Origin of the sequence: Campylobacter sp. W0014 (assembly GCF_020135975.1) — a bacterium.
Taxonomy (GTDB): domain Bacteria; phylum Campylobacterota; class Campylobacteria; order Campylobacterales; family Campylobacteraceae; genus Campylobacter_D.
The window spans coordinates 1-24778 of sequence record NZ_JACHTR010000014.1 but is presented as its reverse complement, the minus strand read 5'-3'; the positions used below and the strand labels follow the sequence as shown (position 1 = coordinate 24778).

24 protein-coding genes and 2 pseudogenes are annotated in these 24778 nt (G+C 29.8%); 13 read left to right on the top strand and 13 right to left on the bottom strand.

Translation table 11 applies throughout. The annotated features are described in order from the left end of the window. Position 1 precedes the first annotated feature (1 nt). From H2277_RS05725 to fliW, 4 genes are all read right to left on the bottom strand, one after another. On the bottom strand, positions 2–457 hold the full coding sequence (locus tag H2277_RS05725) for a hypothetical protein (protein ID WP_337201392.1): 456 nt from the start codon (positions 455–457) through the stop codon (positions 2–4). Next, on the bottom strand, positions 454–1125 hold the full coding sequence (locus H2277_RS05720) for a hypothetical protein (RefSeq protein WP_337201391.1): 672 nt from the start codon (positions 1123–1125) through the stop codon (positions 454–456). The genes H2277_RS05725 and H2277_RS05720 overlap by 4 nt, the downstream gene beginning before the upstream one ends. Continuing rightward, entirely contained in the window at positions 1122–1427 is a 306-nt protein-coding gene (locus tag H2277_RS05715; RefSeq protein ID WP_337201390.1) for a hypothetical protein, read from the bottom strand. Before H2277_RS05715 ends, H2277_RS05720 begins: the two co-directional genes overlap by 4 nt. Positions 1428–1522: 95 nt before the next feature. Then, a complete protein-coding gene (fliW, locus tag H2277_RS05710) occupies positions 1523–1924 on the bottom strand; it encodes a flagellar assembly protein FliW (protein WP_337201389.1) in 402 nt (133 codons plus the stop codon). 153 nt (positions 1925–2077) lie between these two features. On the opposite strand from fliW, the gene H2277_RS05705 reads away from it, so the two are divergent. After that, positions 2078–2725 (top strand): outer membrane protein assembly factor BamD, encoded by a 648-nt coding sequence (locus H2277_RS05705; protein ID WP_337201388.1) that lies wholly within the window; start codon positions 2078–2080, stop codon positions 2723–2725. A 15-nt stretch (positions 2726–2740) separates the two neighbouring features. Further along, positions 2741–5119: an endopeptidase La gene (lon, locus tag H2277_RS05700; protein ID WP_337201387.1), complete on the top strand. Its 2379-nt coding sequence runs from the start codon at positions 2741–2743 to the stop codon at positions 5117–5119. Between the two features lie 33 nt (positions 5120–5152). Here lon and rpsR read toward each other — a convergent pair whose 3' ends face one another. From rpsR to rpsF, 3 genes are read right to left on the bottom strand one after another with little or no spacing between them, the layout of a single operon-like run. Beyond that, on the bottom strand, positions 5153–5413 hold the full coding sequence (gene rpsR / locus H2277_RS05695; protein WP_059117862.1) for a 30S ribosomal protein S18: 261 nt from the start codon (positions 5411–5413) through the stop codon (positions 5153–5155). Positions 5414–5425: 12 nt separating this feature from the next. Beyond that, positions 5426–5941 (bottom strand): single-stranded DNA-binding protein, encoded by a 516-nt coding sequence (locus H2277_RS05690; protein WP_337201386.1) that lies wholly within the window; start codon positions 5939–5941, stop codon positions 5426–5428. 8 nt (positions 5942–5949) lie between these two features. Next, positions 5950–6327 (bottom strand): 30S ribosomal protein S6, encoded by a 378-nt coding sequence (rpsF, locus tag H2277_RS05685; protein WP_337201385.1) that lies wholly within the window; start codon positions 6325–6327, stop codon positions 5950–5952. Positions 6328–6557: 230 nt separating this feature from the next. Here rpsF and H2277_RS05680 point away from each other — a divergent pair, with 230 nt between their 5' ends. Next, a complete protein-coding gene (locus tag H2277_RS05680; protein WP_337201384.1) occupies positions 6558–7823 on the top strand; it encodes an MFS transporter in 1266 nt (421 codons plus the stop codon). A gap of 2 nt (positions 7824–7825) precedes the next feature. Further along, entirely contained in the window at positions 7826–8827 is a 1002-nt protein-coding gene (locus H2277_RS05675; RefSeq protein ID WP_337201383.1) for a TIM barrel protein, read from the top strand. On the opposite strand, the pseudogene H2277_RS05670 reads toward H2277_RS05675, so the two are convergent. The 6 genes and pseudogenes from H2277_RS05670 to H2277_RS05645 all read right to left on the bottom strand — a co-directional run bounded on the left by H2277_RS05670 (position 8820) and on the right by H2277_RS05645 (position 13789). After that, a pseudogene (locus H2277_RS05670) lies at positions 8820–9683 on the bottom strand (DUF535 family protein). The gene H2277_RS05675 and the pseudogene H2277_RS05670 overlap by 8 nt on opposite strands. Further along, the gene (gene rseP / locus H2277_RS05665; protein ID WP_337201382.1) at positions 9680–10783 is read right to left on the bottom strand and encodes an RIP metalloprotease RseP; all 1104 of its coding nucleotides are present in this window, start codon (positions 10781–10783) and stop codon (positions 9680–9682) included. Before rseP ends, H2277_RS05670 begins: the two are co-directional and overlap by 4 nt. Then, positions 10780–11316 carry a CDP-diacylglycerol--glycerol-3-phosphate 3-phosphatidyltransferase gene (gene pgsA / locus H2277_RS05660; protein WP_337201381.1) on the bottom strand — a complete coding sequence of 179 codons (537 nt, stop codon included), beginning with the start codon at positions 11314–11316 and terminating at the stop codon, positions 10780–10782. The genes rseP and pgsA overlap by 4 nt, the downstream gene beginning before the upstream one ends. A 94-nt stretch (positions 11317–11410) precedes the next feature. Beyond that, positions 11411–12016 carry an NAD(P)H-dependent oxidoreductase gene (locus H2277_RS05655; protein WP_337201407.1) on the bottom strand — a complete coding sequence of 202 codons (606 nt, stop codon included), beginning with the start codon at positions 12014–12016 and terminating at the stop codon, positions 11411–11413. After that, entirely contained in the window at positions 12013–12633 is a 621-nt protein-coding gene (locus H2277_RS05650; RefSeq protein ID WP_337201380.1) for an NAD(P)H-dependent oxidoreductase, read from the bottom strand. The genes H2277_RS05655 and H2277_RS05650 overlap by 4 nt, the downstream gene beginning before the upstream one ends. A 67-nt stretch (positions 12634–12700) precedes the next feature. After that, positions 12701–13789, bottom strand: a complete 1089-nt coding sequence (locus H2277_RS05645; RefSeq protein ID WP_337201379.1) for a CinA family protein — start codon at positions 13787–13789, stop codon at positions 12701–12703. Positions 13790–13876: 87 nt separating this feature from the next. Between H2277_RS05645 and ileS the strand changes: the two genes are divergently transcribed. The 9 genes and pseudogenes from ileS to H2277_RS05600 form a co-directional block, all read left to right on the top strand. Next, on the top strand, positions 13877–16633 hold the full coding sequence (gene ileS / locus H2277_RS05640; protein WP_337201378.1) for an isoleucine--tRNA ligase: 2757 nt from the start codon (positions 13877–13879) through the stop codon (positions 16631–16633). Positions 16634–16744: 111 nt separating this feature from the next. Beyond that, the gene (gene gatA, locus H2277_RS05635; protein ID WP_337201377.1) at positions 16745–18112 is read left to right on the top strand and encodes an Asp-tRNA(Asn)/Glu-tRNA(Gln) amidotransferase subunit GatA; all 1368 of its coding nucleotides are present in this window, start codon (positions 16745–16747) and stop codon (positions 18110–18112) included. Beyond that, on the top strand, positions 18112–19566 hold the full coding sequence (guaB, locus tag H2277_RS05630) for an IMP dehydrogenase (protein ID WP_337201376.1): 1455 nt from the start codon (positions 18112–18114) through the stop codon (positions 19564–19566). Before gatA ends, guaB begins: the two co-directional genes overlap by 1 nt. Then, the gene (xseB, locus tag H2277_RS05625) at positions 19563–19736 is read left to right on the top strand and encodes an exodeoxyribonuclease VII small subunit (protein WP_137623403.1); all 174 of its coding nucleotides are present in this window, start codon (positions 19563–19565) and stop codon (positions 19734–19736) included. Before guaB ends, xseB begins: the two co-directional genes overlap by 4 nt. After that, positions 19729–20508 (top strand): carbon-nitrogen hydrolase family protein, encoded by a 780-nt coding sequence (locus H2277_RS05620; protein WP_337201375.1) that lies wholly within the window; start codon positions 19729–19731, stop codon positions 20506–20508. Before xseB ends, H2277_RS05620 begins: the two co-directional genes overlap by 8 nt. A gap of 68 nt (positions 20509–20576) precedes the next feature. Beyond that, the gene (locus H2277_RS05615) at positions 20577–22550 is read left to right on the top strand and encodes an LTA synthase family protein (protein ID WP_337201374.1); all 1974 of its coding nucleotides are present in this window, start codon (positions 20577–20579) and stop codon (positions 22548–22550) included. Positions 22551–22616: 66 nt separating this feature from the next. Further along, positions 22617–23912, top strand: coding sequence for a UDP-N-acetylmuramate--L-alanine ligase (murC, locus tag H2277_RS05610; protein WP_337201373.1), 1296 nt, complete (start codon positions 22617–22619; stop codon positions 23910–23912). Further along, a complete protein-coding gene (locus H2277_RS05605) occupies positions 23905–24231 on the top strand; it encodes a hypothetical protein (protein ID WP_337201372.1) in 327 nt (108 codons plus the stop codon). Before murC ends, H2277_RS05605 begins: the two co-directional genes overlap by 8 nt. 1 nt (position 24232) lies before the next feature. After that, positions 24233–24778: pseudogene (locus tag H2277_RS05600) on the top strand (endonuclease MutS2); the annotation flags it as partial.

Sequence of the window (24778 nt, the reverse complement as noted above, 5' to 3'; positions counted from 1 at the left end):
TTTAGTTTTTGCGTTTAAGCCAAAAATTTTCTTTTGTGTGCAAAATGAAGGTTTTATTGATTAAAATTTCATCATTAACTCCTTTTTGAGAATTTAAGGCTACACTAATATGAGCGATTATAATCCCATCTTTGCTTAAATTTGCGTCTTGATTGATGGATATAAGTTTAAAATCTTCACACTTAGCGATGGGATAATAATAAGTGATTTGAATTTTATCATTTGGATTAGGATAGTTTAAAGTGATGAAATTTGAACATTCTTTATTTTCTAATTTGGCTTTATATAATAAATATTTGGCGAGTTTTTCATCAATAAGTATTTGTGCTTGCAAATAATAATACGTATCTCTTATAAATCTTGGCGTGTAGCTTAAAAGTGTAGTGTTTAAACTCAGCCAAAATCCTAAAAAAGATATTAAAACTATGAGAGTGATTAAAATATAAGCTTTTTTCATAAAAATAATCTTTTTTCAAGACAATATTCTTGTTTTTGATTTTTAATGCATATTTTTAATTTGGAATTTTGCATTTTGAAAAAACTTATATTTTCAGCTAAGATGGCTTTTTGTTTTAATTCATCGTTAAATCTTGGCTTGATTTCATAATAAATTTGATTGTCTTTAAAAATGAGATTTAATCCAGCACTTATAGGTATAAAGCTTCCAATAAAAGAACTTGAAAGATTGTTTTCTGATGAGATAAAAATTTTTTGAATTTGATGATTATATAAGCCGTAAATTATGTTTTGTTCATCTTTATAAAGTGCTTTTCTATTTTGTAGTTGGGTTTGCAAATCACTTTTTGGGGAATATAAAGTAGCATTATTTTTTAAAATCAAAGCGGAGTTAAGCAAACGTGTTTCTTTATTTTCAAGAATCAATAAATCATCTTTTAAAAAACAATGGATAGAATACTCATCTACCAGACTTATATCAATGCAAGATTGGAGCAATTTTTCTATTTTAAGTAGTGTTAAATGTGTATTGGTGGCAAGTTCTTTTGATTTTAAATTTTTATTATTGAGTTGATAAAATTCCCATAAAGGCTTAGAAAGTATAGCAAGTATTGTTCCAGATAAAAGAAGCGCAATGATGAATTCAAAAAGAGTAAAAGCTTTTTTCATGGTAAAAAATAGTAAGTGTAATTTTGATCTTGTATGTAAAGTCTTTTAAATTTAAACAAATCATTCTCGATACAATGTTCTTTAAATTTTAAATCTTTCAATTCTTGAGTATGAAGTATAATGTCTTTTTGTTTAGGGTTTAGATAAAGTTCATTTTGGAGTGTGTATAGTTTTTGAAAAATATCTAATTTTTTTTCATTCCTATGAAAATAAAAAAATAGTTTTGAAAGGCTTATAAAAACTATACTTAAAATTATAATTGATAGGATGATTTCTAAGAGGGAAAAGGCATTTTTATTCATTTGAGTTGAGATCAATTTTTAAATACAATAGTATTTTCTTGAGGATAAAAAATACTATTTTTTGTATTTAAAAATTTATATTTTAAATGTTTTGATTATTTGTTTTCATTTTTTTTAATGTAATTAGAAATTTGATCAGCTTGGAAAAAGTCAGGATAATTAACTGTATCAAGTATAACTTGAACCATGGTATTATTATCAAGATTGATAACCACAGGGGCTAAAAAATTTACAGTAGATTCTTCTATGCTTTTAGCGATAGCTACTATATTATAAATTTTCATATTAGAATCAGGTGTTAAAGAAAGTAATTCTTGATAATAGGTTGGTATATCAAATTCATAATCAGGTCTTATAAGATAAGGGTTGATAAGTACAAATGAAAAATTTTTACCATCTAGACTTTTTAATCTTACAAATACTTCATCTATAGTTGAAAATTCCATATTTTTAGTTTCTTCAAAACCTAAAATGGGACATTTAACAGCTAAGGTCATTTTTTCTCCTCAAGATTTATAATCATTATTCTACCATAAAATAAGCAATATTAGTTCCAAATTTTAAATTTATTTATCTAAATTTATTATAATTTACAAAAAATAATCGTAAAATAATGATTTTGATTAAGATATTTTAAAAGGTATAAATTAATGAAAAAAAAACTTTTTCTTTTTATTTTAATAGGAATTTTTTTAAGCTCGTGTAGCGTAAAGACTAGCGAGGGTTTATACAATTTAACCGCAAAAGAATGGTATAAACAAATCATCAAAGATTTACAAGATAAAGATTTGGAAAAAGCCGATGAGCATTATAATGGTATGGCTAGTGAGCACGTTTCTAACCCGCTTTTAGAAACTACACTTATTATTTTAGCGCAAGCTCATATTGATGAAGAAGAGTATCAATTGGCCGAGTTTTATTTAGATGAATATAATAAAAAATTTGGTAGCTCTCGTAACGCTGATTATATACGTTATTTAAAAATAAAGGCTAAATTTGATGCTTTTGGGGTGCCAAATCGAAATCAAGCGCTAATGCTTGAGAGTCAAAAAGAAATCAGTGATTTTTTACAAGATTATCCTGATACAGAGTATAATCCTTTGGTGCAAACTATGCTGACTAAATTTAACTTAGCGGTTTTTTATCTTAATGATACGATAAAAGATTTATATTATAGAACTGGACGCACTCAAAGTGCAGAAATTTACGAGCAAAAACTAAGGGAAAGTGAATTTTATAAACAAAGTATTATAAAACCGGAACTTCCTTGGTATAGAAGCATATTTGAAAAATTTTAATTTTAAAGGAAAATAATGCAAATAGAAGACATACAAAAATATCCAGCTGATTTGCCTGTTTTGGTAGAAGATGAATTATTTTTATATCCTTTTATGATCACACCTATTTTTATCAATGATTCTGAAAATATGAAAGCCTTAGATCTTGTAATTAAAAAAGATTCTATGCTTTTTGTTGCTCCTTCTAAATTTGAAAACGGAAGAACTTTTGATGAAATTTATGATTGTGGCGTTGTGGGTACTATTATGAGAAAAGTGCCTTTGCCTGATGGAAGAGTTAAGATACTATTTCAAGGTTATGCTAAAGCTAGGATTATAAAACCAATTTCAAATAAACCTTTAGAGGCAACTATAAATTTAATCGAAGAAGAACCTTTGGATAACACTAAAAAAGAAGCCTTGCTTGGAGTTTTAAAAGAAAAAATCAAAGCATTGGCTAATATCAGCCATTATTTTTCTCCTGATTTGCTTAGAACTATTGATGAGGGAATGGATGCTTCTAGAATTTGCGATTTAGTTTTAAATATCATACGTATTAAAAAACAAGATGCTTATAATTTTTTCATTTTAACCAATTTAGAAGAAAAACTTTTAAAATTAATTGATTTAATAGCTCAAGAAATTGAAGCAAATAAAATTCAAAAAGAAATTAAAAATAAAGTCCATTCTCGTATTGATAAAGTCAATAAAGAGTATTTTTTAAAAGAACAACTCAGGCAAATTCAAAAAGAGCTAGGAAGTGATTCTCAAAAAGAAGATGAGGTTAGAGAATACTATAAAAGATTAGAAAATAAGAAAAAATTTATGCATGAAGATGCCTATAAAGAAATTAAAAAACAAATTGATAAATTTGATCGTATTCATCAGGATAATTCTGAAGCATCTATGATACAAACTTACATTGAAACAGCCTTAGATATTCCTTTTGAAAAAATATCCAAAAAAAAGCTTGATATTAAAGAAGTATCTAAGCATTTAAATAACGATCATTATGCTTTAAATAAGCCAAAAGAGCGTATAGAGGAGTATTTTGCTGTTAAAGAGCTTTTAGAAAAACGTTCGGTTTCTGATAAAGATGGGGCTAAAGTTATACTTTGTCTTTATGGTCCTCCAGGTGTAGGAAAAACTTCTTTGGCTAATTCGGTTGCAAAAGCGTTAAAAAGAGAACTTATTCGCATTGCTTTAGGTGGGCTTGAAGATGTAAATGAATTAAGAGGACATCGTCGTACTTATATAGGAGCCATGCCAGGACGTATTACTCAAGGACTTATAGAAGCAAAGCAAATTAATCCAGTGGTTGTTTTAGATGAGATAGATAAATTAAACCGAAGTTTTAGAGGGGATCCGAGTGCTGTTCTTTTAGAAATTCTTGATCCAGAGCAAAATTCAAAATTTAGAGATTATTATTTAAATTTCAATATCGATTTAAGTAAGATTATTTTTATAGCTACCGCAAATGATATAAGTAATATTCCAGCACCTTTAAGAGATAGGATGGAATTTATAGAGCTTAGTTCTTATACGCCTAATGAGAAATTTCATATTGCTAAAAAATATCTTATTCCAGATGAGCTTAAAAAACATGGATTAAAAGCTAGTGAATTAAGTATAAATGATGAAACTATAGAACTTATTATTAGCGAATACACTAGAGAATCAGGTGTGAGAAATTTACGTAGAAAGGTAGCTGAAATTTGTCGAAAAAGTGCAAAGAAATTACTTTTAGAAAAGATAAAAAAAGTAAATATTAATGTTAAAAATCTAGAGGAATTTTTAGATAAAAAGGTTTTTGAGATTGAAAAAAATGATGGAGAAAATCGTATAGGACAGGTCAATGGTTTGGCTTGGACAACTGTGGGTGGTGATGTATTAAAAGTTGAAGCGATTAAGATAAAAGGTAAAGGAAATTTAACCCTAACTGGAAGCTTGGGCGACGTGATGAAAGAATCAGCTAAAATCGCTTTTAGCGTGATTAAAGTTTTGATCGATCAAGGTAAAATCAAAGTTCCTAAAAAATTTATCTTAGATTCTAAAGGTAATGTTTATGATCATTATGATTTGCACATTCATGTTCCAGATGGTGCAACCCCTAAAGATGGACCAAGTGCAGGTATTACTATAAGTACTGCAATTGCTTCAGTTTTTGGTGATAAAAAAGTATGTGCTAATGTCGCAATGACGGGTGAGATTGACTTGGCGGGAAATGTATTGCCTATAGGAGGTTTAAAAGAAAAACTCATTGCTGCTTATAAGGCTGATATAAAAATCGCTTTAATTCCAAAGAAAAATTATGAAAGAGATTTAAAAGATATTCCTAGCGAAGTTAAGGACAATATGAAAATAATTGCCGTGAAGAGTTTTGATGAGGTTTTAAAATATGCTTTGGTAAAATAAAATCAAGCAAAGGTAAAAAACCTTTGCTTTTTATTATAATCCTTCAAAAGGATTGCTGATTACTTCTTTTCTATCAACTATATAAGGAATTAACGCAACGTGTCTAGCGCGTTTGATCGCTACTTCAACCATTTCTTGATATTTTTTACTTGTGCCTGTTAAACGACGAGGCATAATTTTAAATCTTTCTGATAGAGCATGTTTTAACATAGCTGTATCCTTATAGTCTATAAATTCAACTTTTGCTTCAGTGTATTTGCAATATTTGCGAGAATATTTTCTTTTTTCTGCCATAATTAATCCTTTTTAAAATGGTAAATCCGTGTCGTCGCTATCATAAGCATCGACATCAATTTCTTTGATTTTTTCTTGGTTTTGATTGGAATTTTGCATTTTTTGCGGAGCCTTTTCAAAATTGCTTTGACTTGCATAAGGATCATAGCTTTGATTTTCGTAATTTGCATATGAATTACCAAAATTTCCACTATTTTGAGGAGTATTGTTTGCTCCTAGCATTTCCATATTTTCAACTTGGACACTATGTTTTGATCGATTTTGACCATTTTGATCACTCCATTGTTCAAATCTTAGACGCCCTTCGATTAAAATTTTTGATCCTTTTGTAAGATATTGATTTGCGACTTCTGCTGTTCTACCATAAAAGCTGATATCAATAAAGCAAGTTTCCTCTCTTTTTTCTCCATTTACAGTAAAACGTCTGGTTACAGCAATAGCTGAAGCACCGATCGCATTACCATTTTGCCCATAACGCATTTCTATATTACGTGTAAGATTGCCAACCAAAACAACTTTGTTAAACATTGTATTCCTTATTGAATTTCAGGGGTATCTAAAGGTTTAATCTCTTTTTTAGACTGCTTGATACCATGACTTAGTTTCTCCCAAGCCGCAATCTCTTTTTTGTTTTCATATTTTACAATTAAAAATCTAATAATTTCTTCTGTGATTCTTAAAACCCTTTCTAACTCAGCAATTAATTTAGGAGGAGCTTTAAAATAAATGACAAAATAAGTTCCACGCTCATATTTTTTAATTTTGTAAGCGAGTTTTCTAGTGCCCATTGGAACAACAGTTTCAATTTCTGCACCATTCTTTGCAAGGACTTCTTTTACGAATTCCAACTTAGCATTAACTTCTTCCTCTGTAAGAGTTGGTTTTAAAATAAATAAAACCTCATAATGTTTCATAAATTCTCCTTGTGGATATTAAGCCCATAAATGAGCAAGGATTTTCGCAAAGTTTTAACTATGCAAACTTTTAATTATATCAAAATATACTTAATTTATGCTTGATTAGGATGAAATATTACCAAAGGTAACATTATTTATTTAAATTTAATTAAAATATGTTTTAAATTTATTCAAATGATGTTTTTTGTGCTAAGATAATTAATGATTCTGTTGATTAGGAGAATACTATGCAGACAAAACCTATTCGTTGGTTTACTTTTATTATTTTAGTCATAGGAGGAGGGACCGTCTTTAAACTCTCTTCTTTAAAAGATGCTTTTTATGTTCCTATGCAAGATTTTATGGGACTTAGTAATACTCAAATTGGTCTTGCACTTTCAGTTTATGGCATAGTTCAAACGGTTGGAAATTTCGCTTCAATTTATATAGCAGATAGATTTTCTAAGAAAATCCTTATTCCGTTTTCCTTAGTATGTGTTGGTTTAGTTGGAATTTATATTTCCACTTTTCCATCATTTTATGGTATTTTAATCGCTTGGGGATTATTAGCTTTATTTGGCGAGGTGATTTATTGGCCTGTTCTTTTAAAGGCGATCCGATTGCTTGGGGATTCTACACAGCAAGGAAGACTTTTTGGTTTTTTGGAAGCTGGAAGAGGTGTGGTAGATACTATTGTTGCCTCTAGTGCTTTGGGGATTTTTTTACTTTTAGGATCAGGAGCAGGTGGTTTAAAGGCTGCTATACTTTTTTATAGTATTTGTGTGATTATTGCGGGTGTTTTGGCTTATTTATTGCTTGATGATGATAAGATCAATACCACAGATGAACAAGGTAATGAAATCAGTAAAAATAAGGCCGCTTGGAATGGAGTGATAAAGGCTATAAAAACTCCTGAAATTTGGGTGGTTTCTTTAACTATTTTTACTATTTATTCTATATACTGCGGTTTGACTTCATTTATACCTTTTTTAAAAGATATTTATGGTATGCCAGTAGCTTTAGTTGGAGCTTATGGAATTATCAATCAATACACTCTAAAATTAGTCGGTGGCCCTATAGGTGGATATTTGGCAGATAAAAAATTTCATTCTTCTGCTAGATATTTAAGATTTGCTTTAATTTTAGCAGTTCTTGCGATTTTAATTTTTATTTTAATGCCACATGAAAAACTAAATATTTATTTTGGAATGTGTTTAACTTTAGGTTTTGGAGCGATTGTATTTACTATGCGTGCAACGTTTTTTGCCCCTGTAGATGAGATTAAAATTCCTAGAGAAATCAGTGGGGCAGCTATGAGTATTGCTTGTATTTTTGGATACTCCCCTCAACTTTTTTGCTTTGCGTTATATGGCTTTATTATTGATCACTTTGATAAAAGTTTATTAGGATATAGAATTGTTTTTGGTTTGATGGGATTTTTTGCAATTTGTGGCGTTGTGGTGACAACTATTTTATTAAAAATGATAGTTAAGAAAAAAATAATTAAGGATTAAAAATGAAAATTGGTTTAGAGAGTGAAAGCATGCATTTATGGTTTCAAAATGGTAGAATGGATATATTTTCTTATATTGATTTTGCAAAAGAGTTAGGTTGTGATGGGGTAATTATAAATATCATTAAAGATTTTGGCTTGGATGAGGAATGGGGGTGTTTAGGAAGCAATGAAGAACATCACCTTAACAGGATTAAAGCAAAACTTGATGAATATGATATGTATTGTGAAATTGATGCTAAAGGTTTTGATAAAAATAAATTTGAAAAAATTGCCAAAGTAGCACAAATTTTAAATGCTAAGATTATTAGATCTTATGTGCCTTTAACCGATAAAAGTAAAAAAGTTAAAAATGCGAGTGATGGTAGCTTTGATGATTCTAAGATCACGGCGCTTTTTAATAAAGAAGAATTTTTAAGCTCATCGGATGAAATTAAGGCCTTAATTGACATTTTGGAAAGATACGACTTAAAGCTCGCTATAGAAAATCATGAATATCAGACTTCAGGTGATTTACTTGAATTATTGGCTTTAATTAATCATCCTAGAATAGGATTTTTATATGATTTTGGAAACTCAATGATGGCCTATGAAGATCCCATTAAAGCTTGTAAAGATATGGCAAAATATACTTTTAGTACGCATTGTAAGGATCACATTGTTTTTAGCGAAGATGGGGTGGATTATGTTTGTGGTGTACCTTTGGGTGAAGGAAATATTGATATTAAAGCTTGTGTAGAAATTTTAAGAAGTGAAGGTTTAGATCGTATTAATATAGAGCAATGTTATCCTTATTGTGCAACTTTTAAAAGAGAGAAAGGAACTGGTGGGGTTGCTGAGCTGGGCGAGGGTGCTTTTAAAATCGAAAAACCTTTATTTAAAGGCTTAAAAGCTATGCAATATTATTATCCTCAAGAGGTTTCTAACGAGCAATTAGAAAAGCTTTTAAAGCTACAAAAAGAAGGTTGTGAGAAAAGTGTTCAGTATTTAAAAAGCATTATTTAGAAAAAATTTCATTGATTTTTTTCTCAATTTCATCAAGTATTACAAAACGCTTTTTATACATAGAGCGTTTTTGACTCGGAATTTCTTCAATCTTTTTTCTCAAATGAGAGAGTTTATAATAATTGCGTCTATTGATTTTTATAAGCTCTCCACCATTTTCAAGCCAAATTTTTTGATAATTTGTATAATAACCCTTACTTTGTCCTTTTTTGGATCGAATTTGATTTTTTCATGTGAACACCGAGTGTGATATCACAATTTAAAAATTTAGTTAAAATTTTAATGCATTCTATGATTAAATCTATAGGTCTTAATCCAAAAAATTTTTTAGTATAAATTTTATTGATTTTTTAAAGAATCTAAATTTTCATGCTTATAGCCTTGTATGCAAGCGATTAAAATATTATTTTACAAAGTAAAGCAAAAACTTGCTTGTAAAATGACTTGAGTATTAAGTTTAATTGCCCAAAAACCTTCCTCGTAAACATGATAATTTTGATCAAGATCGATTTCAAAAGTATTTTCTTCATCTTTAAGTGTAAAAATGCTTTTCTTTTCCGGAAGAAAAGTGAATGTTTTCAATCCTTTATCGACATCATAAAGTAAAGTTTTAATTCTATTATTGGCACTAAAGCTTTTATCGCAAAATCTTCTAATGACATTGTAACAAGCATAAGGTCTTTCTTGAAAAAAATATTTTAAATGATTGTTTTTTTTCATTGAGTATTTTAATAAAAAAAATTACTCGAGAAAAATGCAAGAGTTTTTTAGCCCAAAAACGAGAATAACGCCAAAAAATAATACTTTTTTTAGGGTCTGAAAAATCGGGCAAAGGATAGGTAAAATTTTGGCTCATTGTAAAGCTCTTAAAATATCATTAAAAGTAGCAAAAAGCATCAAGCTTAAAAGTATAGCCATTCCTCCATAACTTAGATATTCAAAAGCTTTTTTTGGTACTTTGCGTCTAAAAATAATTTCATAAATATTAAACAGTATATGTCCTCCATCAAGCATAGGAATAGGCAAAAGATTTAAAATTCCTAGATTGATTGAAATTAAAGCAGCGATAAATAAGAGGAGTGTAAAACTTGTTTGCGCCGCTTTTGAGGTGATATTAGCCATTGTGATAATGCCACCTAAATTTTTAGCTTCTACATCTCCAACAATAAGTTTTACTATACCTTTAACAATAAGCGTTGAGGCTTTGATACTTTCATCTAAAGCATAATTTAGGCTTTGTAACCCTGTGTGAAAAACCAATACATTAGTGCCTTTTGGACTTACTCCAAGTTGTGCTTTTGGAACTAATTGACCAAAATCATTATACCCTTGTCCTATTTTTGGGGTAAGATTAAAATTGATTTTTTCTCCATTTCTATCAACTACAATATTTAAAGGTTGTAAATTTAGGTGTTTTGAAATTTCATCGAAACTTTGAATTTTAACCCCATTGATGGATAAAATTGTATCATCAGGTTTCATTCCAGCTATTTGTGCAGCAGAATTTGGCGCAATTGCACCTATTTGTGCTGATAATTTTTGTATCCCTAAATTTCCAATGAGAATATAAAGCATAAAAGCTAAAAGGAGATTGAAAAAAGGCCCAGCAAATAAAATATAAATTTTCTTCAAAGGATGTAAAATACTATAGCTATCAGGATCTAAATTTTCAAAACCTGGACGCATATCATCTTGTCCTTTAAGTTTAACATAGCCTCCAAAAGGTAAAGCACTTAAGCGATAAACGGTATTTTTAAAATTAAATTCTAAAAGACTTTTTCCAAAACCGATGCTAAAAATTTCCACCTTAACACCTAGAGATTTTGCGGCTAAAAAATGTCCAAGTTCATGAAAAAAGATTAAAAAAGAAATCACTAAAATTGTTGCTAAAAATTCAATAGAATAAAATTTAAATCCAAGTATGAGTATTAAAATTAAAAAAAATAAAGATTTCATTGTAATTTTCCTTTGTTTTGTTTCATATAGCTTAAAACGTATTCAAAACTAGAATAAAGAGTTAGAACAAAGGCAATATAAAGCAAAATTTGTCCCCCTGTCCATTGCATTGTTAAAAAACCTATGGCTATCATTTGAAAGGTTGTTTTTAATTTTCCTGCAAATGAGGCATTGACGTTTAAATTTTCACTAACCATAACTACGCGAAATCCTGTGATAAAAAATTCACGAACGAGTATGAGATAAATAATCCACTCATTTGCTCTTCCTATCATCAATAATCCTAAAAAAGCTGCCAAGATAAGCATTTTATCGGCTAAAGGATCTAAAATGCCGCCTAGTTTTGTTGTTTGATTCCAAGTTCTTGCAATATAACCATCAAAAAAATCACTGATTGCGGCTAAAGAAAATGTTAAAGCGGCAAAATAATTAATCCAACTTTGATCTATTTTTTCAAAAGAATGAGTGAGTAAGAAAAAAAATAAAGGAGCTAGCATAATCCTTAAAAATGCTAAAATATTGGGTAAATTCATATAAGACCTTAAATTCTATAAAATTTAAAAAATTATATAGAATTTTAGCAAAGTAATGGTAAAAATAGAATTTTAATTCTATTTTTTTATTTGGCTATAAAAATTGAACCACTTCATCAAAATCAAAGCGATTTTTTTGCGGCAAATTTTTATCATTAGAATAACCTAAAGCTACAACTATTGTCGCTATTTCTTTTTGAGTGTTAAGGTTTAAGTAAGAATCAAGTTTAGTTTTATCAAAACCTCCTATTGAACAACTAGCTATATTTAAGGCATTAGCACTATAAAGTATACCTGCTAAGGCAATATGAGCTTGCTCTCTAGCGTAGGCAATTTTTTGCTCATGATTTAGAGATTTTAGAAAAGGCATATAGGTATCTAGACGTTTTTGAATTTCTTTTTCTCCCATATCTCTTTTTCTTAATTTTTCTTCAAAATAATCTAAGAAGTCAAGTCTTGATAAAATGATGATCAAAGCAGAACAATTTTTAACATGATTTTGATGATTGCAAATTTGAAATAATTCTTCTTTCTTCTTTTCATCTTGTACAACCAAAAACCTCCAAGGTTCTAAACCTAAAGAACTAGGACTTAATCTAGCAACTTCTAATATATTTTTTAGATCTTGTGGATTTAATTTTTCATTTTTAAAATTTCTACAAGAATATCGATGTTTGAAAATATCTAGTTCTTTCATTATTTCTCCTTATAAAATTCAACAACTTCATTAAAATTTAAGCGTTTGGTTGTGTGTTTTGGCTCTTGCGCTCTATATCCAAGGGCTAATACAACCGCTGTTTCAAAAGGATATTCTAATTTTAAAAATTGATCTATTTTTTCTTTGTCAAAGCCACCTATCATACAAGAATCAATTCCTAAACTTATAGCAGCTAAAGACATTTGCATCATTGCAAGATAGCATTGAAGTTGGGCATAATGATAGAGCTGTTTATCATCCATAGTGTTGGTTTTTTGAGTGTAAATTTGTAAAATTTTTTGAAATTTTTCTTCATCAGAATCAGCAAATCGATGTACTTGCTTTTGGATAAAAGCATCTTTACTTTGCAAATCTTTTCTAGCTAAAATAACGATATTATGGCTCGCACTAGCAACATTTTGTTGATTAAAACATAATTTAGAAAGATTTAAATTATCTTCTTGCTTTTCAAAAACAATAAATTTCCAAGGTTCAAGGCCGTAAGAACTCGGAGTTAAAATTCCACTTTCTAGAATAAAATTTAAGTCATTTTGATTAATTTTTTTATCGCTAAATAATTTACAAGCATGGCGTTTTAAAATAAGGTCTTTAAAATTCATAATTAATTCCTTAATGTAATTTAAGCTAAATTAATTATAGGTTATTAAAGTTTAATCATTTATAAAATTAAAATTCAAAAATTTCTGGCTTGAGTTTTAATAATAAACAAAAAGTTGCCATCGCAGCTTGTTTTTGCATTAATTCTCTATCTCCATCTAAATGAAGAATTTCTTGCACAAATGTTCCATCTTTAAACATCGCTCCTATGTAGACAGTACCCGATTTTATCGCGTCTTCATCATTTTCTCCGGTTACCCCACTGATAGCTAAGGCAAAATCAGGTTTTGCTGTTTTAAAAATTCCTTTTAACATAAAATACACACAACGTTCGCTATATTCTCTTTTGTTTTGTAAATTTTCTTCTGCAATGCCTAGCCATTCATGTTTTAAACGATTAGAATAACTTACAATCGATCCTTCAAAAATTTGACTCACCCCATTAAATTTAGTAAGTATACTAGCACAAAGCCCACCTGTGCAACTTTCAGCAAAGGAAATTTTTAAGTTTTTTTCTAAAAGTTTTGAAATGATAAATTCCAAAGGATTTTTTCCTAAAAATACTTTTTGTCCAAAAAGATTTTTAATACTGGTTAAAAATCCATCTAATTTTCCAAAATTAGGACAAGTGGCTTTAATGAGTGTGAGATTATCTAGTATTTTGCTTGTTTTGATTTTAACTTCATAAGATTTTGTTAAGGCATCAAGAAGCACAACTGCGCTTTCATCATCAATCCCAAAAAGGCAAAAATAGGTAAAATTAGGTTGTATGTTTCCAAGAAGTTCTGGAAGTTTTTTGCCTATCGTAGTTTTTATAACATTGATTTTTGAATGGATAAAATCGCATACAAAACTATCTTTGGAAAAATAAGCTTTATCAGGAACTAGATTATCCTCTTTTAAAACTAAAGCATCTTCATTGAGTGTTGCAAGAATTTTAGCTATGGTTGCATAATGATTAGATGTGGTAAAAAGGGTTATAAAGTCATATTCTGTTAAAAGTTTTTCTAGTAAAAAAGGTAATTCCTTATCGGTTTTATTTTGAAAACGAATTTCGCAAATTTCTTTAAATTTTTTTTCATAAGAGCGATAAATATAATCCTTATAATCATCATTCATTGCCAATTCATCGCCAATAAGAAAAAGTAAATGTTTCATAAAATTTCCCTTTTTTGTGTAATTATAGCTAAATTTTAAACTAATTTTAGTAAAATTTGAGATTATAAAAAATTTAGGTGGAAAATTATGGATTATAAAGATACCTTGCTTTTGCCAAATACCACTTTTTCAATGCGTGCTAATTTGGCAGAATTTGAACCTAAAAGATTTGAAAAATGGTTTAATCAAAATTATGCTTATGAGAAAATGAAACAAAAGCGTAAAGATACTTACGATACCTTTACTTTGCACGATGGTCCTCCTTATGCAAATGGCCATATTCATATTGGTCATGCTTTAAATAAAATTTTAAAAGAAACGATTATTAAATTACATTATTTTAACGGAGAAAAAATTCGTTTTACTCCAGGTTGGGATTGTCACGGCTTGCCTATAGAGCAGCAGGTTGAAATTAAACTTGGTGAAAAGAAGAAAAGTCTAAGTAAAAAAGAGATCCGAGAATTTTGCAGAAAACATGCTGATGAATTTGTCAATATTCAAAGAGAAGAGTTTAAAAAACTTGGCATTATAGCGGATTGGGATAAGCCTTATCTTACGATGAAATTTGAATTTGAGGCCGCTATTTATAGAACTTTATGCGAAATTGCTAAAAAAGGATTGCTTTGTGAGCGTTCTAAACCTGTTTTTTGGAGTTGGGCTGCAAAATCAGCTTTGGCTGAAGCTGAGGTAGAATATGAAGATAAAGAGGATTATTCTATCTTTGTAGCTTTTAATTTGGATGAAAATGCTTGTAAAAAAATAGGAGTTTCAAAAGCTAGTGCAGTTATTTGGACAACTACACCTTGGACTTTAGTGGCTAATCAAGCCATTGCTTTAAATCCTAATGAAAATTATGTGATCACTAAAGAGGGCTTTATTTTTGCAAGTGCTTTGCTTAAAAGTATGGTAGAAAAAGGTTTAACAAAAGGAGAGGTGCAAAAAGAGCTTAGTGCAAAAGAATTTGAAAGATTGGAAGCGATTAATCCTTTAAATTTTAGAAAATCCACTTTGATTATGGGTGAGCATGTTTTAATGGATGGTGGAAGTGGGCTTGTGCATACCGCTCCAGGCCATGGCGAAGATGATTATTATGCTTGTTTAAAATATGGTATTGAAGTTTTAATGCCTGTGGATGATGGAGGGTGTTATGATGAAACTTTAAGGACTAAAAAACTTTTGCCAGAAAATTTACTAAATGAATTTATAGGGCTTCATATTTTTAAGGCCAATGAAAGAATTTTAGAACTTTTGGGTGATTCTTTATTGCATTCTTCCAAATTTATACACTCTTATCCGTTTTGCTGGAGAACTCACAAACCTGTCATTTATAGAGCAACTAAACAATGGTTTATTTTAATGGATGAAGCACTTTTAGAGGGTAAAACTTTAAGAGAATGCGCAAAAGAACAAATTCTAAAAACAAAATTCTATCCACAAAGCGGTATAAAAAGAATCGGATCTATGGTTGAAAATCGTCCTGATTGGTGCATTTCACGTCAGAGAGATTGGGGGACGCCTATAGCGTTTTTTAGGGATAAAACCACCAAGGAAGTGATTTTTGATACTGAACTTTTTGATTTTGTAGCCAATATTTTTGAACAACATGGAGCCGATGCGTGGTGGGAATTTGAAATTAAAGATTTAATTCCTGAAAATTCAAAATATAATCCAGAAAATTTAGAAAAAGTTTATGATATTTTAGATGTTTGGTTTGATAGTGGAAGCACTTGGAATGCGGTTTTAAATAGCGGAATTTATGACGCTGGAGAAAAAAGAGCTAATATGTATTTAGAAGGAAGCGATCAGCATAGAGGTTGGTTTCAAAGCTCTTTGCTTATTGGAAGCGCTATTAAACAAATCGCTCCTTATGAAAGCATTTTAACCCATGGATTTACTACAGATGAAAAAGGGCAAAAAATGTCCAAATCTAAAGGTAATGTGATAGCACCTGAATATGTAGCCAAAACTTACGGGATTGAAATTTTAAGACTTTGGATACTTTTAAGTGATTATTCAAGTGATTTAAAAATTTCTGATAATATCTTAAAACAAGTAAGCGAGCAATACCGAAAAATAAGAAATACTATAAGGTTTTTACTTGCGAACATTAATGATTTGCAAAATTTACAAATTAATGAATTTAGCTTTATAGATAAATGGATACTCACGCGTGCAACTTATGTATTTAAAAATGTTAAAGAAAATTTCCTAGCTTATGAATTTGCTAAAGGCTTTAATATGCTTTTAAATTTTTTAAGTGCGGATTTAAGTGGAATTTATCTTGATATCAGTAAAGATAGATTGTACTGTGATGCTAAAAATGGCGATCGTAGAAAATCAGCTCAAGTAGCAATGGCTTTAATCACTAAAGAACTTTTAAATTTACTTGCTCCAACTTTAACTTATAGCGTTGATGAGGCTTTAGAACATGCTAATGATTTGATTAAAGACAATATTGTAGATGTTTTTGATCTTAGTTTGAAAGAAAAATTTGAGTATGACTTCGACATAGATGATAAATTTTTACTCAATGTGCGTGAGAAATTTTTTGAAAAAATCGATGCACTTAAAAAAGATAAATTAATAAAATCAACTTTAGAACTTAACCTTATCACAGATTCTAAGCGTTTTGATTTTATACCAAAAGATGAATTAAATGATTGGTTTATGGTGAGTGATGCTAAAGATGGCTTTGGCGAAATTTTGTGCGAATTTGAAATTGAAGGTGAAAAATTTAAAATTGCCAAAGCTATATCACATAAATGCCCTAGATGTTGGAAACTAGAAAGCCAAAAAGAAAACGAACCTTGTGTGCGTTGCAGTGAGGTTTTGAAAAATGTTTGAACATCCTATTTCAAATAGCGTAGTGATTATAACTATTTTTACAATCGCTTTTTTTTGTGGCATATCGATTGTTTTGATTAAAAAATATGCAAAAAAATACAAGGAAAGAAAATGATAACTTTAAAAGAAGCCTTGAAATTATCTCAAGAAGAAATTCAAAATTTAAAAAAAGAATTAAATGAAAGAGCCAAAAAAGAAAGTCATCTAGGAGCTTACATAGAGCAATTTTTAGGTAAAGATTTAAGTCAAAGCTGCGAAGGAATTCCTGTTGCTATCAAAGATAATATTAGTGTTAAGGGTTGGGAATTAACCTGTGCGAGTAAAATTTTACAAGGTTACGTGGCACCTTACGATGCGAGTGCTATTGTGAATTTGAAAAAAAATGGTTTTGCTCCTTATGGACGAACTAATATGGATGAATTTGCTATGGGTAGTTCAACAGCGACTTCTTATTATGGAAAAACTCTAAATCCGTTAAATCCAAATAAAGTTCCAGGGGGATCAAGCGGAGGTAGTGCCGCGGCTGTAGCTGGCGGCTTAGCTTTAGCAAGTTTAGGTAGTGATACGGGTGGTTCTGTGCGTCAGCCTGCTGCTTTTTGTGGTTGTGTTGGATTTAAACCAAGTTATGGCAGGGTTAGTCGTTATGGTTTGGCTTCTTATTCTTCAAGTCTTGATCAAATAGGTGTTTTAACGCAAAATGTTGAAGACGCTGCGATTTTATATGATGCTATTGCTGGATATGATAAAATGGATAGTACAAGTGCAAATATTGAATTTATCAAAACAGCATCACAATTAAACGCAAACAAAAAACTAAGAATTGCGGTGATTGAAAATTATATCCATGATGCAAGTGAAGAGGTTAAAAAAGCTCTTTTAAAAACTATAGATATGTTAAAATCACACGGACATGAAATCGTTTATAAACATATGCTTGATTGTAAATATGATATAGCGGCGTATTATATTATCGCAACGGCTGAGGCGAGTGCGAATTTAAGTCGTTATGATGGTGTGCGTTATGGAAGACGTTCTGAAAATATAGAAAATCTTAAAGATATGTATATTAATACCCGCAGTGAAGGTTTTGGAGAGGAAGTAAAAAGAAGAATTTTACTAGGAACTTTTGTGCTTAGCAGTGGATATTATGATGCGTATTATATTAAAGCGCAAAAGGCTAGAGCATTTATAAAAGCTAAATATGAAGAAATTTTAAAAGATTGTGATTTGATTTTTATGCCTGTAGCTCCAACGACAGCTTTTGATTTCAACGCCAAAAAAAGTCCTATCGAAGTTTATTTAGAGGATGTTTATACTATTTCTTTAAATTTAGCCGGTCTTGGAGGTATTAGTGTGCCAGTGGGTAAAGATAAAGATGGGCTTAATATTTCAGCTCAGCTTGTTTGCAAAGCCTTTGAAGAGCAAACCTTGCTTGATGGTGCTTTAAGTCTTGAAAATATTATAAAGGAAGGAAAATAATGAATATAGTCAAACGTGCTTTAACTTTTGAAGATGTGCTTTTACGCCCTTGTTATTCTGAGATACTCCCAAAACAAGTTCAAATTCATACTCAACTTACAAAAAATATTTTCTTAAATATGCCTTTGATTTCTGCTGCGATGGATACAGTAACTGAACATAGAGCAGCTATTATGATGGCAAGACTTGGTGGGCTTGGAGTTATCCATAAAAATATGGATATCGCTTCTCAAGCAAGAGAAGTTAAAAGAGTGAAAAAAAGTGAAAGTGGAGTGATTATAGATCCTATTTTTATTGGTCCAAAATCAAGCATAGCTCAAGCCTTAGAAATTATGGCAGAATATAGAATATCTGGTGTTCCAGTGGTTGATGAGTCTAGAAAATTGATCGGAATTTTGACTAATCGTGATTTAAGATTTGAAAATGATTATTCTAATTTAGTTGAAAATGTGATGACAAAAGCCCCTTTAATCACTGCTCCAAAAGGATGCACTTTAGATGATGCTGAAAAAATTTTTAGCAAAAATAAAGTAGAAAAATTACCGATTATAGATAGTGAAGGTCATTTGGAGGGATTGATCACAATTAAAGATCTTAAGAAACGTAAAGAATATCCAAATGCAAATAAAGACAGCTTTGGAAGACTTCGCGTTGGTGCTGCTATAGGTGTAGGACAAATCGATCGAGTCGATGCTTTGGTAGAAGCTGGGGTTGATGTTGTCGTGCTTGATTCTGCGCATGGACATTCTAAGGGTATTATTGATACGATAAAAGCTGTAAAACAAAAGTATCCAAATTTAGATTTGATCGCGGGAAATATCGCTACCGCAGCGGCTGCAAAAGCTCTTTGTGAAGCGGGTGCGGATGCTGTAAAAGTGGGAATAGGGCCAGGAAGTATTTGTACCACTCGTATAGTTTCTGGCGTGGGTGTCCCTCAAATTTCAGCTATAGATGAGTGTGCTATAGAAGCTAAAAAATACGGAGTTCCGGTGATTGCTGATGGTGGGATTAAATATTCAGGTGATATAGCTAAGGCTTTAGCAGCGGGTGCGAGTTCTGTTATGATAGGATCTCTTTTAGCGGGAACAGATGAAAGTCCAGGAGAGCTTTTTACTTATCAAGGAAGACAATACAAATCTTACCGAGGAATGGGATCGCTTGGAGCGATGCAAAAGGGCAGCTCTGATCGTTATTTTCAAGAAGGAACAGCTCAAGATAAATTAGTTCCTGAAGGTATAGAAGGACGTGTGCCTTATGTGGGCAGTATTAAAAGTGTGGTGCATCAACTTTTAGGAGGACTTCGTTCTTCTATGGGTTATGTGGGCGCTAAAGATATACAAGATTTTCAAGCTAGAGCCGAATTTGTAGAAATTACAAGTGCAGGTCTTAAAGAAAGTCATGTTCATGATGTAACCATAACTCATGAGGCGCCAAATTATAAGGTTAATCAATGAGTTTTGAAGAAAAGATAAAAAAAGCTAATGAAGCATTAGATAAATTAAATAATGATGAATTGACTTTAAATGAAAGTGTGAAAATATATAAAATGGGTCTAGAAAGCATCAAAAAAGCTAGAGAAGAATTAGAAAAAGCAAAATTAGAAGTGGAGAGTATTGATGAGTAAAATTTCAGCCTTGCAATTTCCTACTTTAGCTTTAAGTGAATCAAGATTGGATTATTATTTAAAAGCTTCAAAAGATAGCGGAGCTGATCTTGTTGTTTTAGGTGAATATGTCATCAATAGTTTTTTTACCGAATTGCTTTCTATGCCAAAATCCATGATAAAAGAGCAAAGCGAGGCTAAAAAAGAAAGCTTAATACGCCTTTCAAAAAAATATGAATTAGAAATTATAGCACCTTTTGTTAGCGTTGAAAGCAAGGGTTATAAAAAACTTTGTTTAAAGGTTTCTCCTAATGGAATAAAAAGTTATGAACAGCAAATTTTGATGCCTTATAGTCATTGGAATGAAAAAGGTTTTTTTAATAATAAATGCGACAAATATAAACTTTTTACTTTTTCTTATGCAGGATTAAAATGTGCTTTACTTTTTGGTTTTGAAGTTCATTTTGATGGCTTTTGGAAAATGATCATGCAAAAAAAGATTGATTTGGTTATTATCCCTACGGCTTCAACCTTTGAAAGCAAAAAAAGATGGGAAGAGCTTTTAAAAATGAGAGCTTTTTTAAATTCAACCAGTATTTTAAGAGTTAATCGCATAGGTAAGCTTAAAGAGGATTGGAATTTTTACGGCGATACTATGTTTATTGACGCTTTTGGTGAAATTCAAGAAAGACTTGGTAACGAAGAAGAAATGCTAATCATTGAGCCTACGAAATCAGACGAAGCGAAAAAACTTTGGTGTTTTGATAAGATGACGAAGGGTTTTGAAAGATAATAAGTGCATAATTTAAAAATATTTATTTTTATGCGCTTATAATATAATTTTTATATTTGAGGTTTTGCATGAGAAAAATTCTATTACAAATTATTATTTTTACTTTTTTATTTATAATTGTTTTTACAGTGAATAGAATTTTGATGCAAATTGGTTTTATTCCTAGTAATTTAGTTAGTAATAAAAGTGAATTTGCTCAAATGTATCTTTTAGGCATTTTTCACGATATAAGATTTTTAAGTGTTGCTTTTTTACCTTTTTTATTATGTGCTTTTATATCTTTGTTTTTTTCTCAAATAAAATTTAGTAGTATTTTTAAAGAAAGAATATCTAAAATTTATTTTATACTTTCTAGTTTTTACATAGTTTTCATTTCTTTTCTTTCCTTGGGTTTTTCTTATGCAAAATATTATTATTATGAAATTTATAAAAGCAAGTTTGATATTTTTATGTTTAGCTTAAAAGATGATAATACAAAAACTATTTTAGATATTATTTATAATGATTATCCTATTTTAAAAATTTTTGTATTTATGTTTATTTTTGGATTTTTGTGTATTTTTATTAATTTAAAGATTCTAAGATTAAAATTAAGAACCATTAAGCTAAAATTTCCTATATTGATATTGTTAAATTTAATATTAATTGGAAGTTATATTGTGGCCTTAAGAGGTCCTTTTAAGCATGTAGCTATCAATGTTCAAAATTATTCTTTTAGTGAATTTAGCGTTTTAAATGATACTATGCTAAATCCTATTATGGCTTTTTCTTGGGCTTTTAAACAATACCGACAAGAAGAAAGTTTTAAGGCAATCAGTTCTTTAAAAGCTCAAGAGCTTAAAAATAAACTTTTTGATAATTTATACACAAGTCCTAAAAATAGACAAGCTGAAAAAATTCATCCTAGTGTTTTTATCAATTTAATGGAAAGTTTTGGACTTAATTTGGCAGATTTTTCAAATGAAGAGCATAATTTTTTAGGTGCCTTAAAGCCACATTTTGAAAAAGATTTTGTATTTAAAAGATTTTTAAGTGCTTACAATGGCACGATACCAAGTTTTGCTAATTTGTTTTTTATAAGTCCATATCAAAATATCTCTACAAGTAAATTTCAAAAAACTTATTTAGATTTAACCCCTATTGCTGTTTATAAAAAAGCAGGATATAAAGTTATTTTTGTAAGCGCAGGAAATGGTTCATGGCAAAATGTTAAAAATTATTTAAGTGTTTTGGGTGTTGATGAAATTATTGATGAAAATGTTTTGATGAAAGAATACAAACAAGCTAAAACGAGTGAAAATGGTTATGGGATAGCCGATAAATATTTATATAAAAAAGTTTATGAGTTATTGCAAAAAAATCCTCATAATACTTTGATCATCGGTTTAACAATTTCAAATCATCCCCCTTATAAAATCGCACAAGAAGGTTTGCCTAAGCTAGAAAATATCCCACAAGCTTTGCTTAATTTACTTCCTTATGATAAAAATAAGCAAGAAAATATCATTAAAGCTTATACGTATGCAAATAATGAATTTGGTAAATTTTTAGATAAGGTTAAGCAAAGTTCATTTAAAGATAGTGTTATAATCGTAGCTACTGGAGATCATAGAGTTCGTGAAATGGGGATTGATTTAAATTCTCAAAAAGCCTTTGCTTATAGTGTGCCTTTTTATCTTTACATACCTAAGATTTTGCAAAATAATCTTTACTATGATAAAAATCGTTTGGGTTCTCATAAGGATATTTTTCCTACTCTTTATGCTTTAAGTCTTAGCAATGCTCATTATTTAAGCGTTGGTGGAAGAAATATGCTTGCAAAACCTACAAATAAAAAATTAGAATTTGCTTTTAATGATGTTGTATGGGCGGATAATGATGGAGTTTATATAGGAAATAAAGGATATTTTTTTGAAAACAATAATACTTTAAAAGATAACAATAAAGCTTTCGATCTTGACGCGTATCATAAGAATTTTGCTCAATCTTATAAAGAATTAAATTTCTATCAGTTGGCTCAACGTTTAGGTGTGGCAAACTAAGGCTTATATTTTCTTTTTAGTAAAAAAGTGTTAAAATTTAGGCTTTTTAAAATAAAGGCTTAAAATATGCAAAAAATTCATTTTATTGGTATAGGCGGTATAGGAATTTCTGCGCTAGCAAGATTTTTAAAGGAAAAAGGCTGCGTTATTAGCGGGAGTGATCTTAAGGAAAGTAAGATTACTAAAAAGCTTGAAAAAGAGGGTGTAAAGATCTTTATTCCTCATCATCAAGATAATGTTTTAAATAAAGATTTAGTTATTTATTCAGCGGCTATAAAGGAAGAAAATCCTGAATTTAAACACGCTAAATCTTTAGGTATAAAATGCCTTTCAAGAAAAGAGGCCTTACCGCTTATTTTGCAAGATAAGCGTGTTTTTGCCGTTGCTGGTGCGCATGGAAAGAGCACTACATCGAGTATTTTAGCTTCTTTATTTGATGATGCTTCGGTGATTATAGGTGCTATTTTAAAAGAATTTGGCTCTAATATGATCTATAAAGAAAGTGAAAATCTTATTTTTGAAGCGGATGAAAGCGATAGCTCTTTTTTAAATTCCAATCCTTATTTAGCCATTGTTACTAACGCTGAAGCGGAACATTTAGATCATTATGAAAATCAAGTTTCAAAATTGCATCAAGCTTATACGCAATTTCTTGATATGGCAAAAATTCGCGTTATCAATGCAGAAGATGATTTTTTGAAAGATTTTAAGGCAGAGGCTTTGCGTCTTTATCCTAGCAAAGATATTAAAAATTGCACCATGAAAATAGAAAATTTTAAGCCTAAAATGAGTTTTGAACTTAAAGATCTTGGAAATTTTGATATTTTAGGAATGGGTTATCATCTAGCTATCGATGCTTCTTTGGCAATTTTAGCGGCTTTAAATTTTTTAGATGTAGAGACTATAAAAACTAGACTTAAAAATTATCAAGGAATTAAAAAAAGATTTGACATTTTACATGCGGATGAAAGCTTGGCTTTAATCGATGATTATGGTCATCATCCTACAGAGATCAAAGCGACTTTAAAAGCAGCCAAAGAGTATGCTAAACTTGGCGGTTATACTAAGATCACAGCTATTTTTGAGCCTCATCGTTATACGCGTTTGTTAGCAAATTTGCAAGATTTTATCCATGCTTTTGATGGGGTTGATGAACTTGTGATTTTGCCCGTTTATGCTGCAGGAGAAGAAAAAGTTGAAATCGATTTAAAAAAATACTTTCCTAAGGCCTTATTTGTAGAAGATATCAAAAGAGAAGGCAAATTTTTAGTTAGTGATAAAGGAAGAGTTTTTGATCAAGGACTTATTATAGGATTTGGAGCAGGAGATATTAGCAATAAATTAAGGCAAGCTAATGATTAGACTTTTTCTGTATTTTTTTATTTTCTTGTTTTTTGCTATTTTTGTTTTTGCTCTTAATAAAAAATCAAGTTTAAAGCTTAAATTAATTTATCTTTTTTTCTTTGTATTTTTGATAGCTTTTGCGATATGGTTTGAGTATAAAAATTCAAAACAAGATTCTAAAACAATACTTTTGATTGAAAAATTCAACCATGGTGAAAATATTGTTTGTAAAGAAGGAAATGTCTCAAATCAATTTTTTAATTATGAAAGTGGTACGCAAAGTTTTATTTCAAAAAAAGATAATTTGATTATTGATATAAAAAGATGTGAGTTATAAGATGGAAGATATTGCTTTAAGGCTCGATTTAAAAGCTTATTTGGATGAATTTAAGGCTTTTTTTGCAAGAGAAAAAGATATATTTTTGCAAGGGGATTCTCATTTGCATTTTGAAAGAATTTGTGAGCTTTCAAAGATAGATTTTAAGCCCCCGCTTTCTTTAAAAAAATTAGACTTTGCTTTAATACATTTAAGCAAACAAGGTGTTTTACATTTAGCAGAAATTTATGAATTTGTTAAGATTTTTCGTTATTTTAAGTATTTAAAGGGTTTAAAATTTGAAACACATTTGAAAACTTGGCTTGAAAAAATCGAATTTCCAAGCGGGATTTTAGAACTTAGTGAAAAATTTGACGATAAAGGCGAGCTAAAAGAAAACCTAGATGAAAGATTGATCAATTTAAATACAGCTTTTAAAATGAAAAATGAAGCCATACAGGCCGAATTTAAAAAATACTGTTATAGCAAATCCTTAACCCCTTATCTTATGGATACTCAAATTCATCTTGTTAATAATCTAGAATCTTTACTCGTTAGAGGCGGTTTT

What these genes read in the sequence shown, in the direction of transcription:
- H2277_RS05725 (WP_337201392.1), bottom strand. Translation starts at nt 457, where the DNA reads ATGAAAAAAGCTTATATTTTAATCACTCTCATAGTTTTAATATCTTTT.
- H2277_RS05720 (WP_337201391.1), bottom strand. Translation starts at nt 1,125, where the DNA reads ATGAAAAAAGCTTTTACTCTTTTTGAATTCATCATTGCGCTTCTTTTA.
- H2277_RS05715 (WP_337201390.1), bottom strand. Translation starts at nt 1,427, where the DNA reads ATGAATAAAAATGCCTTTTCCCTCTTAGAAATCATCCTATCAATTATA.
- fliW (WP_337201389.1), bottom strand. Translation starts at nt 1,924, where the DNA reads ATGACCTTAGCTGTTAAATGTCCCATTTTAGGTTTTGAAGAAACTAAA.
- H2277_RS05705 (WP_337201388.1), top strand. Translation starts at nt 2,078, where the DNA reads ATGAAAAAAAAACTTTTTCTTTTTATTTTAATAGGAATTTTTTTAAGC.
- lon (WP_337201387.1), top strand. Translation starts at nt 2,741, where the DNA reads ATGCAAATAGAAGACATACAAAAATATCCAGCTGATTTGCCTGTTTTG.
- rpsR (WP_059117862.1), bottom strand. Translation starts at nt 5,413, where the DNA reads ATGGCAGAAAAAAGAAAATATTCTCGCAAATATTGCAAATACACTGAA.
- H2277_RS05690 (WP_337201386.1), bottom strand. Translation starts at nt 5,941, where the DNA reads ATGTTTAACAAAGTTGTTTTGGTTGGCAATCTTACACGTAATATAGAA.
- rpsF (WP_337201385.1), bottom strand. Translation starts at nt 6,327, where the DNA reads ATGAAACATTATGAGGTTTTATTTATTTTAAAACCAACTCTTACAGAG.
- H2277_RS05680 (WP_337201384.1), top strand. Translation starts at nt 6,558, where the DNA reads ATGCAGACAAAACCTATTCGTTGGTTTACTTTTATTATTTTAGTCATA.
- H2277_RS05675 (WP_337201383.1), top strand. Translation starts at nt 7,826, where the DNA reads ATGAAAATTGGTTTAGAGAGTGAAAGCATGCATTTATGGTTTCAAAAT.
- rseP (WP_337201382.1), bottom strand. Translation starts at nt 10,783, where the DNA reads ATGAAATCTTTATTTTTTTTAATTTTAATACTCATACTTGGATTTAAA.
- pgsA (WP_337201381.1), bottom strand. Translation starts at nt 11,316, where the DNA reads ATGAATTTACCCAATATTTTAGCATTTTTAAGGATTATGCTAGCTCCT.
- H2277_RS05650 (WP_337201380.1), bottom strand. Translation starts at nt 12,633, where the DNA reads ATGAATTTTAAAGACCTTATTTTAAAACGCCATGCTTGTAAATTATTT.
- H2277_RS05645 (WP_337201379.1), bottom strand. Translation starts at nt 13,789, where the DNA reads ATGAAACATTTACTTTTTCTTATTGGCGATGAATTGGCAATGAATGAT.
- ileS (WP_337201378.1), top strand. Translation starts at nt 13,877, where the DNA reads ATGGATTATAAAGATACCTTGCTTTTGCCAAATACCACTTTTTCAATG.
- gatA (WP_337201377.1), top strand. Translation starts at nt 16,745, where the DNA reads ATGATAACTTTAAAAGAAGCCTTGAAATTATCTCAAGAAGAAATTCAA.
- guaB (WP_337201376.1), top strand. Translation starts at nt 18,112, where the DNA reads ATGAATATAGTCAAACGTGCTTTAACTTTTGAAGATGTGCTTTTACGC.
- xseB (WP_137623403.1), top strand. Translation starts at nt 19,563, where the DNA reads ATGAGTTTTGAAGAAAAGATAAAAAAAGCTAATGAAGCATTAGATAAA.
- H2277_RS05620 (WP_337201375.1), top strand. Translation starts at nt 19,729, where the DNA reads ATGAGTAAAATTTCAGCCTTGCAATTTCCTACTTTAGCTTTAAGTGAA.
- H2277_RS05615 (WP_337201374.1), top strand. Translation starts at nt 20,577, where the DNA reads ATGAGAAAAATTCTATTACAAATTATTATTTTTACTTTTTTATTTATA.
- murC (WP_337201373.1), top strand. Translation starts at nt 22,617, where the DNA reads ATGCAAAAAATTCATTTTATTGGTATAGGCGGTATAGGAATTTCTGCG.
- H2277_RS05605 (WP_337201372.1), top strand. Translation starts at nt 23,905, where the DNA reads ATGATTAGACTTTTTCTGTATTTTTTTATTTTCTTGTTTTTTGCTATT.